The sequence below is a fragment of the Bacillus yapensis genome, from assembly GCF_005280205.1.
Taxonomy (GTDB): Bacteria; Bacillota; Bacilli; order Bacillales; family Cytobacillaceae; genus Robertmurraya; species Robertmurraya yapensis.
Map to the genome: position 1 here is coordinate 93,437 of NZ_SUND01000001.1, position 12,792 is coordinate 106,228.

A 12,792-nucleotide genomic window follows, 5' to 3' on the forward strand; every position below is an offset into this window, starting at 1 on the left:
TATGTTTACATTATAAACTATTCACCATCAATTACTAAGAGAAAAAATTAAATATTGGTCATACTACAAATGGAGGTGTAGATCATGAACAAAATAATCCCATTAATCTGCTTACTTAGCCTTTCACTTTTAGCAGCTTGTAATAACAATAACCAAGCAGCCAAAGATGGCCTTTATCAGGAAAGTGGCAACACCATAAATGTTAATGATCAGCGAGCGGATATTTATAATAAAAATGGTAAAGATGTTTCCGAGGATTTCGGTTATGTCCGTCATCAAAGAAGTCCCGTTACTGGTCAACAGGTTTCTAATGACCATTATACCCCTTTAGATAGGGAAAAACTTGCTGATACAATTAGTAAACTGTGTACCGACATTCCGAATGTGGATGATGTTTCGACTTTGGTTACAAGTGAAGAGGTATTAGTTGTGTATGCTACAAACTCTGACAATCGCTCAACTGTAGCGGATCAAGTAAAAAAGACAGCGATGTCTGTCGTTCCTCGCTGGTATCAAATTTTCGTAACGGATAACACCAATTTACGAAAAAATGTTGAAAACTTTGCGACGATGGATTCTGATAGCATGCGAACAGAATACGCGATTGACGAGCTTATTAAGGAAATGAAAAAATCTCCACAAGGGAAATAATTTTTGTGTCGCAAATATACTTAGATTCAAGTAAGACGTCTGTCCGGACGATTCGGACAGACGTTTATTTTGGGGGCTGGCGGGTGCACTAGGGGTATTATGGGGGTTCGCTCTACTTTGTCGGTCAGCTTTGTCTCTTTTTCCCTTATCTTGGCGTGCATTTCTCTTTTGTCGGTCAACTTGACTCCTTTCTCACTCATCTTGGCGTGCAAATTATTTTTGTCGGTCAACTCTGACCCTTTCTCTCTCATCTTGGCGTGCAAATCACTTTTGTCGGTCAACTCTGCCACTTTCTCACTCATCTTGGCGTGCAAATTACCTTTGTCGGTCAACTCTGACCCTTTCTCTCTCATCTTGGCGTACAAATTGCCTTTGTCGGTCAACTATGGTTCCTTCTCCCTTGTCATGACCGAATCCAAAAGAACAAGTCAACAAAAAAGACTGTTTCCATAACCCATCCAAGAGCTTTCAGAAACAGTCTATTTATTACGCTTCTTTTGCTGCTGCTTTTTCAGCGAGCATTTGTTTATGCTTTGTTGCCTCATTTACTTGCTCATCTGCATGGTAAGAAGAGCGAACCATTGGACCTGCCTCACAATGGCTGAAGCCTTTGCTTAGAGCAATTTCTTTAAGCTCTTGGAATTCATCTGGATGATAATACTTCAGCACTGGTAAATGCTTCTTAGATGGCTGTAGATATTGGCCAATCGTCATTATGTCAACGTTATTGGCTCTTAAATCGTCCATTGTTTCGATAATTTCCTCTTTTGTCTCGCCTAAACCAATCATTAAACTAGACTTCGTTGGAATATTCGGGTACATTTCTTTTGCTCTTCTTAAAAATTCTAAAGAACGGTCGTATTTCGCGCGTGCTCTAACTCTTGGAGTCAATCGACGAACTGTTTCGATATTATGATTCAAAATATCTGGCTTCGCGTTCATTAGCATTTCAAGATTTTCGTAAACGCCACCCATATCTGAAGGAAGAACTTCAATACTTGTAAAAGGACTCTTTCTTCGAATAGCGCGAACTGTCTCAGCAAACACCGCTGAACCACCATCTTTTAAATCGTCACGAGCAACAGCAGTAACAACTACGTGCTTTAAATTCATTTGAACAACGGAATCTGCTACTCTTTCTGGTTCTGCCCAATCAAGCTCAGTTGGAAGTCCAGTTTTAACAGCACAGAAACGACAAGCTCTCGTACAAGTATCCCCTAAAATCATGAAAGTCGCCGTACGACGTACAGCCCAGCACTCATGAATATTCGGGCATTTTGCTTCTTCACAGACCGTATGAAGGCTCTTCTCACGCATCATTTTTTTCAAGCCTGTGTAATTTTCATTCGTGTTTAGCTTTATTTTTAACCACTCAGGTTTACGTAAATACTCTTGGTTTTGACTCATTTTCTCTACACCATCCTTACCATGATCCGTTCGTGATGTTATGTATCTCTTCTCATGCAACTTTATCACAACAAAACATGAAGAACAAGCAAACTGACCAATTCAAGGATTACCATTTATTGATATTTATTTATTCCATTCATTGGTCACAAACTAATGAATGTGAATCTAGTCTACGAGGAGGATTCTTGTGGGATATCGTCGATTATATATATCCATTATTATCGTTTTCCTAGTACTAGGGTCAGTTCCCGTTCATGCTGAGGATCAAAACGAAGTGTATGCGCAACGTATGACCCTATACAAAAAAGTAGAAGCGGTTACCAATATTCCCTGGTACTACATAGCTGCTATCGACCAATACGAACGAAATGTCCGTTCAGCGCGAAAAGATATACCAAAAGCTGAAGGAATTACAGGGATTTATTTTAAACCGGAGGAATGGGTCGGTATTCTTAATCCCAATCTAGAAGATCAAAATCCTACCTCGATCAAATTTTTCAATGGGATTGGATATGACGGAAATGGAGACGGAAAAGCCGATCTTCATAATGATGAAGATGTTATCCAAGCGTTTGCCCAGTATCTTCTGCAGTATGGGGTCGATCATGATAATATCAAAATCGGTCTTTGGGATTATTATAAGCGTGACAAGGCAGTTGGGTTAATTATTGATAAATCAAAAATCTATAAGCATTTTGGAAGAATCGATTTGGAAGGACATGCTTTCCCGGTCCCTTATAAAAGTAACCATAGCTACAAAAACACTTGGGGTGACGCGCGCGGCTGGGGAGGTAGAAGAATTCATGAAGGAACCGATATTTTTGCTGATTATGGCGTTCCCGTACGCGCAACTTGTTTCGGGATTGTGGAAATGAAGGGTTGGAACCGCTATGGTGGTTGGCGAGTGGGAATAAGAGATATCAATAATAACTATCATTATTTTGCCCACTTGAGTGGCTTTGAGAAAAACTTAAAAGTTGGACAAGTAGTTGAACCTGGAATGTTGATCGGTGGTGTTGGAAGTTCAGGCTATGGACCCCCAGGAACGTCCGGAAAATTCCCACCACACCTCCATTATGGTATGTACAAAGATAATGGCTTCACCGAATGGTCATATGATCCTTATCCACATCTTCGACTTTGGGAGAGACAGGATCGTCAGAAAGCTAGAAAGAAATAATTTTTTTGAGGGCTACCTAAAAATGGTAGCTCTTTCATTTTGCACAATATCTTCCCTTTTATTTGATAAAAAACAATATATTTAGTATTCAGAAATATATTAATTGACAAAAAATTATCTAGACGAATAGAAATCTATGATCTAAAATACTGGTAGTGAACAAATATTTAAAATTATTTTTCTATTCTGGAATAGTTTGTTCCGAAAGTTTGTTTTAATTTATCAGAATAGTTAAATAACAAAAAAGGGGGAAAAATTTCATAATGAAAAAGATTTCGAAGCTACTGATGACATCTGTATTATTTGCCGGTGTCCTTGCTGGATGTGCAAGCGGCAATGAAACAACTGGAGGCAGTGACGGTGGAGGCGATACGATCAAAATCGGTGCCAACTTAGAACTCTCAGGTGCAGTTGCTTCCTACGGTGAAGGAATTAAGGAAGGTATTGATTTAGCTATCGAAGAAATTAACGCCGCAGGTGGCGTTGATGGAAAAGAACTAGAAGTAGTACCTGTTGACAATAAGTCTGAAGGTTCAGAAGCTACGAATGCAGCAATTAAATTAGTCAACCAAGATAAAGTAACTGCTATTATCGGTTCTGCTACAAGCGGTAACACCAAAGCACAAACGCAAATCGCGGATGAAGGCAAAACTATTTTGATTACCCCATCTGGTACGGCCGATGACTTAACATTAGGTACAGATGGAAACGTAATTGACTATGTTTTCCGTACTTCATTCATCGATTCATTCCAAGGAAAAGTAGCAGCAAACTTTGCAACTGATTTAGGCATTAAGAATGCAGCAATTTATGCGGACAACGCAAGTGACTATGCAAAAGGACTTGCTAAATCATTTAAAGAGACTTTTGAAGCTGCTGGCGGGAAAGTTGTAGCAGAAGAATCCTATATGGCTGATGATACAGACTTCCGTTCTACATTAACGAATTTAAAATCAGCTGAACCAGAGTTTATCTTTATCCCTGGTTATTATGAAGAAGTAGGCTTAATTGTTAAACAAGCTCGCGAATTAGGTATCGATGTTCCGTTAATGGGAGCAGATGGATGGGATTCTCCTACACTAGTTGAATTAGCAGGGGCAGAAAACCTTAACAATACTTATATTACGAACCACTATTCTTCTGGTGACCCAGATGAAACGATTCAAAAATTTGTTGAAGCATTCTCTAAAAAATATGACGGTGCTAAGCCTGATGCTTTCAACGCACTAGGATATGACTCTGTATACCTACTAGTTGATGCAATGGACCGTGCTGGTACGACGACAGATAAAGAAAAAATTAAAGATGCTCTAGCAGAAACTAAGGATCTATCGCTTATTACAGGAAAAATTACAATTGACGAACTACACAACCCAACTAAATCAGCGACTGTATTAGAATACAAAAACGGTGAGCAAGTATTCAAATCTAAAGTAAATCCTTAAGATGAGACTGAGAAATGGGGGGACGATTTTATCCTCCCATTTCTTATGAGCAACTAAGGAACAGAATACAGCCTTTTTAAAAGGAGTGAAAATTTGATGGAATGGATTCAGCAATTAATTAATGGGATTTCACTCGGAAGCATCTATGCACTCATAGCACTTGGCTATACCATGGTATACGGGATTATCAAGCTCATTAACTTTGCTCATGGCGATGTTTTTATGATCGGTGCATTTGTTGGATTTTATGCGATCGCTGGATGGGGACTTGGCTTTTTTCCTGCATTGCTACTCGCAATGGCAGTCTGTGCTGTTTTCGGTGTCTTAATTGAACGGATCGCCTATAAGCGACTTAGAAATGCGACTCGAATCGCCGCTTTAATCACAGCAATCGGTGTATCCCTCTTGATCGAATATGGATTTATCTACGTGCGCGGTGCACAAGCAGCAGCCTATCCAGACGTCTTAGCAAACAAGAATTATGACCTTTTCGGCATTCAAGTAAGCAGCCAATCACTTCTAATTCTTGTTGTTTCGATTGTCCTTATGATTATTTTGCATTTTGTTGTACATAGAACGAAAATCGGGAAAGCAATGCGTGCCGTCTCGCATGATATGGAAGCAGCACAACTGATGGGAATTAATGTCAATACAACAATTTCTGCAACCTTTGCAATAGGTTCTGCATTAGCAGGTGCAGCAGGTGTATTTTTCGGAGTGTATTATACGAAAATCGAACCACTCATGGGTGTCATTCCTGGGGTGAAAGCTTTCGTTGCTGCCGTTTTAGGTGGGATTGGCATTATTCCGGGAGCAATGGTCGGTGGTCTTGTTCTTGGTGTCGTTGAAACCATCGTTAGTGCATTAGGTTTTTCCCAGTGGAGAGATGCAGCGGCGTTTATTATCCTAATCTTAATCTTGTTATTCAGACCTTCCGGCATCTTCGGAAAAAATGCAAGAGAGAAAGTGTAGGTGAAGAAGTCTATGAAAAAGGTAAAAGGATTTTGGATATATGTCGTCCTATCAGCAGTCATTTATGGGGTCATACAGCTTCTCATCAACGGTGGAATTTTAAATCCTTTTTATGCGAATACCCTTATTTTTATCGGAATTAATATTATTTTGGCGGTAAGCTTGCATTTGGTTATCGGAATTACTGGGCAATTTTCAATTGGGCACGCTGGCTTTTTAGCCGTTGGCGCTTATATTTCCGCCATCATTACAATGAAGTTTCAGCTTCCTTTTCCATTGGCACTATTAGCTGGTGGAATTGTTGCAGCCTTAGCTGGTCTTCTCGTTGGAATCCCGAGTCTTCGCTTAAAAGGAGATTATTTAGCAATTGCCACACTAGGCTTTGGAGAGATCATTCGAATTGTCTTTTTGAATATTGACTACGTTGGCGGGGCTTCAGGAATGCAAGTTACCCATTTAACAACTTGGACTTATACATTCATTTGCCTATTCATTACGATTACAGTCATTACAAACTTTACGAATTCTAGACATGGTCGTGCCTGTATTTCCGTTCGTGAAAATGAGATTGCAGCTGATGCAATGGGCATTAATACCACTTACTATAAAGTTGTCGCCTTTGCTTTAGGTTCATTCTTTGCCGGTATTGCTGGCGGGTTATTCGCCCATAACTTCTATATTATTCAGCCCGGTAACTTTGGCTTCTTAAAATCCTTTGATATTTTGATCTTTGTTGTTTTAGGTGGATTAGGAAGTTTATCTGGCTCAGTAATCGCCGCGATTTTATTAACAGTTGTTTCAACCTTCCTACAGGACTATCCAGAGACTCGTATGATTATTTACAGCGTCGTCCTAGTTCTCGTCATGCTTTATCGCCCACAGGGATTAATGGGTACTCGAGAAGTCACCGACCTGTTTGGAAAGTGGAAAGGTGCAAAAGGAGGTAACTCATATGGGAAGTAGCCCTTTGTTAAAAGTTCAAAGTGCAGGAATCCAATTCGGCGGATTGAAGGCTGTTTGGGACTTCAATATGGAAATCCACCAAGGAGAACTTGTTGGTCTTATCGGTCCGAACGGTGCAGGGAAAACAACATGTTTCAATTTATTAACAGGCGTTTATGTACCTACTGAAGGGGATATTTCCCTTGAAGGACAGCGTTTAAATGGCCTAGCTCCTTATCAAGTAACTCGTAAGGGCATTAGCCGAACATTCCAGAACATTCGTCTTTTTAACGAGCTTTCGGTCTTGGACAATGTTAAAGTTGCCTATCATTCGTTAGCAAAGCATTCAATAGTTAGCTCGATTTTCCGCTTACCTTCTCACTTTTCTGGGGAAAAAGAGATGGAGGAAAAAGCAATCGAGTTTCTAACAATCTTTCAACTAGAACCATATTTAAATGAAAAAGCAAAGAATCTTCCATATGGGATGCAACGTCGCTTAGAAATTGCCAGAGCCTTAGCTGCAGGACCAAAGCTATTGCTGCTTGATGAACCTGCTGCCGGGATGAATCCTCAAGAAACGCATGAATTAATGGAATTAATCGCTTTTGTTCGTGAAAAATTTAATTTGACCATCCTCTTAATTGAGCATGATATGAAATTGGTGATGGGAATTTGTGAAAGAATTTATGTACTAGACCATGGCCAACTAATAGCAGAAGGCACACCAAATGAAATCCGTAACAATCCTAAAGTTATTGAAGCCTATTTAGGAGAGGAGGCAGCAGAAAGCCATGCTGAAAGTTGACCAAATTGACGTATATTATGGAAATATCCAAGCACTTAAGGGCGTTTCATTAGAAGTTCATGAAGGTGAAATTGTAACATTAATCGGTGCCAATGGGGCGGGAAAAAGCACACTTCTTAAAACATTATCTGGTTTGCTTAAACCTAAAAAGGGAACAATCCAATATTTAGAGAATTCAATTGCAGGAAAGCCAGCTCAATCAATTGTTAAAGCGGGCATATCCCATGTTCCTGAAGGTCGCCGCGTCTTTGCCAATATGACGGTGGAAGAAAATCTTCAATTAGGTGCTTACTTAAGAAAGGATTCGCAAGGAGTTAAGCAGGATTTCGAGCGAGTGTATGAGCTTTTCCCTCGACTTCTAGAACGAAAAAAGCAGTTGTCCGGCACTCTTTCAGGAGGAGAACAGCAAATGCTGGCAATGGGAAGAGCGATTATGGCGAAACCTAAGTTGCTTCTTCTTGATGAACCATCGATGGGACTCGCTCCCTTAATGGTAAAAACCATTTTCTCAATAATTGAGGAAATTAATCGTGCAGGCACAACAATTCTTTTAGTTGAGCAAAATGCCCATATGGCTCTTTCTGTAGCAAACCGAGCTTATGTCATTGAAACAGGAAGCGTCGTCGCTTCTGGACCTGCAGCCGAACTACAAGCAAGTGAACAAATTAAAGAAGCCTATCTTGGTGGACTATAAAGGGATGTCTCTATGAGACATCCCCTTTTATTAGTCCACAGGAATCTCCAACGATGGTGCTCCCCCTTCCCCACCATTATTGTAAAACTGCGGAACCTCACCTTTGATAACTCCTAATGCAATCGGAATTTCTTGCTCAAGTACTGCCTCATCAGTAGCAAATGGAATAATCACTTGGACATTAACCTTTAACTTAATTTTAACCTGAATATAAATATTATTGATTCCAATTTCCTCAAATTCCGTTTCAATATCAGATTCCATGTGGCCAATTGCGGTAAAACGAATTGGGATTTTCGGACCTAAATTTCCGAGCAGAGCATTATTGGTCGCCTGTCCTAAAGGGACATAATAGACGATCCCATCTTCATCCTTTGTCTTCTCAGGATCGAATTCAACGTCTGAAAGTGTTTCAATCTCTCCCAAATCCCCGCCTTCTGCCGTTTTAATATTATTTAAAATTAAACGGGTTGTTTCCCCGAGCTTGGTTAAGATTTTTTCCGTATCAAAATTTGCCGTGGACGTTTCTGGATCAACAATGATGATATTATTAATATCCTCTGTTTTCGTTTCTAAAATTGCATTATTGATAATGAGAGAGGCGATTTGTACCGTTTGTGATGATGCATAGGCCATCAACGTATCTTTTAGCCCTTTATTAATAATCCATAACCCTGCCGTCGTGGAGAACACGAAAAAAACAAGGGTGAGTAACAAAACATATCTGAACGGCAACGGACCTCTCCGCGGCATACGACCGCGAAATTTAGCCAAAACAATCCCCCCTTTACAAGCTATATGTATGCTGTAAAAGGAGGGACTATCTCTATTTTATAACGAAATGTTGTGGTACAAGCTGTTTTATATCGGTACCATTTATTATGACCTTAGATCATTTTTAGCATTGCTTCTTTTCCGACCATTCCTTTATGAATCCCGAGAGCCTCGGCCTCGTACGTAACAGACTCTAGAGGAGCCTCCAGCAATTGCTCGATCGTTTTCACACCCACAGCTCTACCTGCAATGATTTTTCGGTCCTTTAGCTTTTCATTTAATAAAGCGACGTCTAACGCACCGCACATAATATATCCTTTATCACTTGTGACAACAAGCAAATTGGTTTTAGGCAACACAACAGATATGCTCAAAAAGGTGTGACCACTGATATCGATTGGGGATACATCGATCATTTTTCAACACACTCCTTTCCTCTCTCTAACAAGTTATGTAGAAAGCAGGAAAATCGTGTAGGCAAGTATGCCAACCATTACTTGGAAAGTCCTCAAAACAAATCCAATTGCCTCGGTGCTAAATTATCATATTCAATCTTCATAATTTCCAGCATCTGCTTTCCATTATCTGCTGCATCTCCCCCAGAATTATTGTTGAACACAACAAATACATCCTGACATTCCTTCTGCAATTGAACTAAGTGATTGGCCCACTCTTCTAGTTCCGCATGATTGTATCGATACAAATAGCGAACCTCACGCCAGTTTACATCGGTTCTCTTCTGCCAACCATGAACATTTCTCCCGTGGAAGCGGACAAGAACCTTGTCAGTCGTAGTCGGAGTTAATACCGTAGGAATCGATCCCTCTCCAGATTGAGGTTCCGAGAACAGGATTTGCTTAACAGTTGTGTGAAATTCCCTTTTTATTATAATATCATGCGTTGGATTCATTTCAACCAAATACAGATTGTGTCTAATTCAATAAAATGAAAAATCTATCGTTTAATTATGATAAATAAACAAATATAGATTCACTTAAAGTTATAGATATTCATACATATAATTAATATTTTCACCTTTTGAAACAAACAATTATAATATTGACTTTATTAAAAACATTGTATAAGCTAATGGTAATTATCAAAACAATTAACAAATAAAGGCAATGAAGAGAAAAAGTAAAATGATTACGTTTTTCACAGAGAGCTTCGGTAGCTGAAAAGAAGCAAAAACACTCATTTGAACAATGGTCTCCGAGCTTCGTTCTGAACATACTATTGTATAAGTAGGATTCGACGAGTCTTGACACTCGTTATCAAAGTCACAGTATAAGAGTAAATTATTACTATTACTCCGTACTTGTTGAGGCAAATGGTGTGAGCCATTTGCGAAATAAGGTGGTAACACGTGGAATTCAAACCTCGTCCTTAACTATTACAGTTAAGGCGAGGTTTTTTTGTTTTTCAAAAAAATATTTATATGGAGGTTTTACTAATTATGAGTATCTTTATTGGCGGTGCGTGGGCTTATGCGAATGGCTCATTACATTTAGGTCATATTACAGGTTTATTACCAGGAGACATTCTTGCAAGGTATTACCGCATGAAGGGAGAGAATGTTTTATATGTATCAGGAAGTGATTGTAATGGAACGCCAATTACAATTAAAGCCAAACAAGAGGGTGTAACACCAAAAGAAATTGCTGACCGTTATCATAAAGAATTTGTAGACTCCTACGCAAAATTGGGTTTCTCATACGATACCTATACAAGAACAGATACCGAATTTCATCATAAAATCGTTCAGGATATATTTTTAAAGCTACTCGAAAAAGGACTTATTTACAAAAAAGAGATTGAACAAACATATTGCGAATACGACAATCAGTTTCTACCTGATCGTTATGTTGAAGGTATATGTCCTAATTGCGGTGCTAATGCACGTGGGGATCAATGTGATTACTGTTCATTAGTTTTAGATCCACTTGATTTGCTCAATAGAAAATGTAAGATATGCGGAAATCCTCCTACAACGAGGTTCACTGAGCATTTTTACTTCTCATTAAGTTCTTTTCAATCTAATTTGGAGACCTATACAAAGGAAGCCGAGGATAATGGTCTTTGGCGGGAAAATGCAATTTCCCTAACTAAACGTTATTTAAAGGAAGGTCTACAAGATAGAGCCGTTTCAAGAGATCTGTCTATCGGAGTTAGTGTTCCAGTTTCAGGATATGAAGATAAGAAGATTTATGTTTGGATTGAGGCAGTTTCAGGCTATTATACAGCAAGTAAGCTATGGGAGAAGGAAACAAACAATGATGCAACACCGTTCTGGAATGCTTCTACGACATCTTATTACATTCATGGGAAAGACAATATCCCATTCCATTCAATTATATGGGCGGGAATTCTATCTGGTCTTGGAATAGATGCATTACCAACACATATAGTTTCAAACGAATATTTGACTTTAGAAAAGAAAAAATTGTCTACAAGTAAAAATTGGGCAGTATGGGTTCCAGATATATTAGAAAGATACGATCCAGATTCCATACGTTATTTCCTAACAATTAATGCACCAGAGAACAGAGATGCTGATTTCTCTTGGAAAGAATTCATATATAGCCACAATAGTGAGTTATTAGGGGCATACGGAAACTTCATAAATCGAACATTAAAATTTATTGAAAAGTCTTTTGATGGCAACATTCCTCAAAAAGATATTTCTTTAAATATAAAAAATAAAATTAACCACTTATACAATGATGTAGGTAAGTGTATCGAAACAACTTCTTTTAAACAAGGTATCGAAAAGGTATTTGAAGTTGTCAGATTCTCAAATAAATACTTTGATGAACGTCAACCTTGGAAACAAATTAATGAAGATATAGAGGCTTGTGAACAAACTTTAGCAGATTGTGTTCATCTTATTGCTAATTTGTCACATATTTTAACTCCTTTTCTTCCTTTTTCAAGTAACAAAGTAAAAGAAATGATAAATATAAATGAGACTAAGTGGGAAGCATTCTTAGTTGAGTCGAAGCAATTGTCAAATGTACAACCGTTATTTGAACGAATAGATCCTATAAAAATTGAAGAAGAGCTTGAAAAATTAAACAAACAAATAATATAAACGAATATTTGGGAAACCCTGATAGTTGGGTTTCCCGTAAATCTACCTAACTCAAAATTATTTCTGACTGGTTAGTCTTTAACGTTGTGTTGCTCTGATAACTTTTTTATTCTACTTTTTCTCATTGGAGTTACTACCTTATTTTGTTCCGCTTGATTGGATAAAGGGTTGCTACTGTTAAAGTTTTTATTGTACTTCTCAAACTTCCTATAGGCTTCCTCTTTATTAGAAAACGCAGTTTCAAAAAACAAATCAACAATTGGATGTCTGGACTTTCCAGTTGTCAACAAGTTAATTAACGGAACATCAGATTTATGACTTGCATTGAACCAAGAAAACAGAATTGATTGTTGCTGTTCAACCAACATCTCTAATTCCTTGACTCTTTCTTTTTGTTCAACTATTTCTTGCTTCATTTTATCTATCTTTTCCAGATACTTACTTGATTCTTTTGCTTTCTTTTCATTGAGTTTTAGTGCTTGTATTAATCTTTTTTTATCACTCGCTTTTCCAGAGTAGAACTTATTTACACATTCTTCAGTATCTACAAACACTTTTGTTTGTTCAACCTTTTTTCCTTGGATAGTAACTTTGTATGATTCGTTTGTTTCATCTACAATCATTCTTCCCTGACGATTTGGTCTTCTCCAAAACTCGTCACTCAACTTATATGAAATCTCTCCTTTCTCGTACAGTATCTTTGCAAAGCGATACATTTCAGAATACGTGATCATACCCGTAACCTTTTCTTCTTGAATGTATCTATAAACGATATTTCTAATTTCTTTTTCGTCATATAACTTGGATTTCCTACCCCTCGTTGCCATT

The 12,792-nt window shown here is 38.3% G+C and carries 14 protein-coding genes and 1 other annotated feature; of the genes, 8 read left to right on the top strand and 6 right to left on the bottom strand.

Features of this window, described 5'->3' with window-relative positions:
- The first annotated feature begins 84 nt into the window (after window positions 1-84).
- Window positions 85-651, top strand: a complete 567-nt coding sequence (locus FAR12_RS00510; RefSeq protein ID WP_126405282.1) for a YhcN/YlaJ family sporulation lipoprotein — start codon at window positions 85-87, stop codon at window positions 649-651.
- A 26-nt stretch (window positions 652-677) separates the two neighbouring features.
- Here the strand turns inward: FAR12_RS00510 and FAR12_RS00515 are convergent, their stop codons facing one another.
- Both FAR12_RS00515 and lipA read right to left on the bottom strand, forming a co-directional pair.
- A complete protein-coding gene (locus tag FAR12_RS00515; RefSeq protein WP_126405283.1) occupies window positions 678-1,034 on the bottom strand; it encodes a hypothetical protein in 357 nt (118 codons plus the stop codon).
- A 103-nt stretch (window positions 1,035-1,137) separates the two neighbouring features.
- Window positions 1,138-2,058, bottom strand: a complete 921-nt coding sequence (gene lipA, locus FAR12_RS00520) for a lipoyl synthase (RefSeq protein WP_126405284.1) — start codon at window positions 2,056-2,058, stop codon at window positions 1,138-1,140.
- A gap of 220 nt (window positions 2,059-2,278) precedes the next feature.
- Between lipA and FAR12_RS00525 the strand changes: the two genes are divergently transcribed.
- The 6 genes from FAR12_RS00525 (at window position 2,279) to FAR12_RS00550 (ending at window position 8,099) form a co-directional block, all read left to right on the top strand.
- On the top strand, window positions 2,279-3,241 hold the full coding sequence (locus tag FAR12_RS00525) for a M23 family metallopeptidase (protein WP_425456125.1): 963 nt from the start codon (window positions 2,279-2,281) through the stop codon (window positions 3,239-3,241).
- A gap of 263 nt (window positions 3,242-3,504) precedes the next feature.
- Complete coding sequence (locus FAR12_RS00530) at window positions 3,505-4,686, top strand: ABC transporter substrate-binding protein (protein ID WP_126405285.1); 1,182 nt, start codon at window positions 3,505-3,507, stop codon at window positions 4,684-4,686.
- Window positions 4,687-4,782: 96 nt separating this feature from the next.
- The gene (locus tag FAR12_RS00535) at window positions 4,783-5,658 is read left to right on the top strand and encodes a branched-chain amino acid ABC transporter permease (RefSeq protein ID WP_126405286.1); all 876 of its coding nucleotides are present in this window, start codon (window positions 4,783-4,785) and stop codon (window positions 5,656-5,658) included.
- A 12-nt stretch (window positions 5,659-5,670) separates the two neighbouring features.
- Window positions 5,671-6,621, top strand: coding sequence for a branched-chain amino acid ABC transporter permease (locus FAR12_RS00540; RefSeq protein ID WP_126405287.1), 951 nt, complete (start codon window positions 5,671-5,673; stop codon window positions 6,619-6,621).
- A complete protein-coding gene (locus FAR12_RS00545) occupies window positions 6,611-7,405 on the top strand; it encodes an ABC transporter ATP-binding protein (RefSeq protein WP_126405288.1) in 795 nt (264 codons plus the stop codon). Before FAR12_RS00540 ends, FAR12_RS00545 begins: the two co-directional genes overlap by 11 nt.
- Window positions 7,392-8,099: an ABC transporter ATP-binding protein gene (locus tag FAR12_RS00550; protein WP_126405289.1), complete on the top strand. Its 708-nt coding sequence runs from the start codon at window positions 7,392-7,394 to the stop codon at window positions 8,097-8,099. Before FAR12_RS00545 ends, FAR12_RS00550 begins: the two co-directional genes overlap by 14 nt.
- A 30-nt stretch (window positions 8,100-8,129) precedes the next feature.
- Here FAR12_RS00550 and yunB read toward each other — a convergent pair whose 3' ends face one another.
- The 3 genes from yunB to FAR12_RS00565 form a co-directional block, all read right to left on the bottom strand.
- Window positions 8,130-8,873, bottom strand: coding sequence for a sporulation protein YunB (gene yunB, locus FAR12_RS00555; protein ID WP_126405290.1), 744 nt, complete (start codon window positions 8,871-8,873; stop codon window positions 8,130-8,132).
- A 113-nt stretch (window positions 8,874-8,986) separates the two neighbouring features.
- Window positions 8,987-9,289, bottom strand: coding sequence for a YunC family protein (locus FAR12_RS00560; RefSeq protein WP_126405291.1), 303 nt, complete (start codon window positions 9,287-9,289; stop codon window positions 8,987-8,989).
- Between the two features lie 92 nt (window positions 9,290-9,381).
- On the bottom strand, window positions 9,382-9,783 hold the full coding sequence (locus tag FAR12_RS00565; protein ID WP_342772268.1) for a DUF72 domain-containing protein: 402 nt from the start codon (window positions 9,781-9,783) through the stop codon (window positions 9,382-9,384).
- A gap of 205 nt (window positions 9,784-9,988) precedes the next feature.
- Window positions 9,989-10,264: a binding site (T-box leader), on the top strand.
- 65 nt (window positions 10,265-10,329) lie between these two features.
- On the opposite strand from FAR12_RS00565, the gene metG reads away from it, so the two are divergent.
- On the top strand, window positions 10,330-11,964 hold the full coding sequence (metG, locus tag FAR12_RS00570) for a methionine--tRNA ligase (RefSeq protein ID WP_126405292.1): 1,635 nt from the start codon (window positions 10,330-10,332) through the stop codon (window positions 11,962-11,964).
- Between the two features lie 71 nt (window positions 11,965-12,035).
- On the opposite strand, the gene FAR12_RS00575 is transcribed toward metG, so the two are convergent.
- Window positions 12,036-12,791, bottom strand: coding sequence for a hypothetical protein (locus FAR12_RS00575; protein WP_126405293.1), 756 nt, complete (start codon window positions 12,789-12,791; stop codon window positions 12,036-12,038).
- Window position 12,792 lies beyond the last annotated feature (1 nt).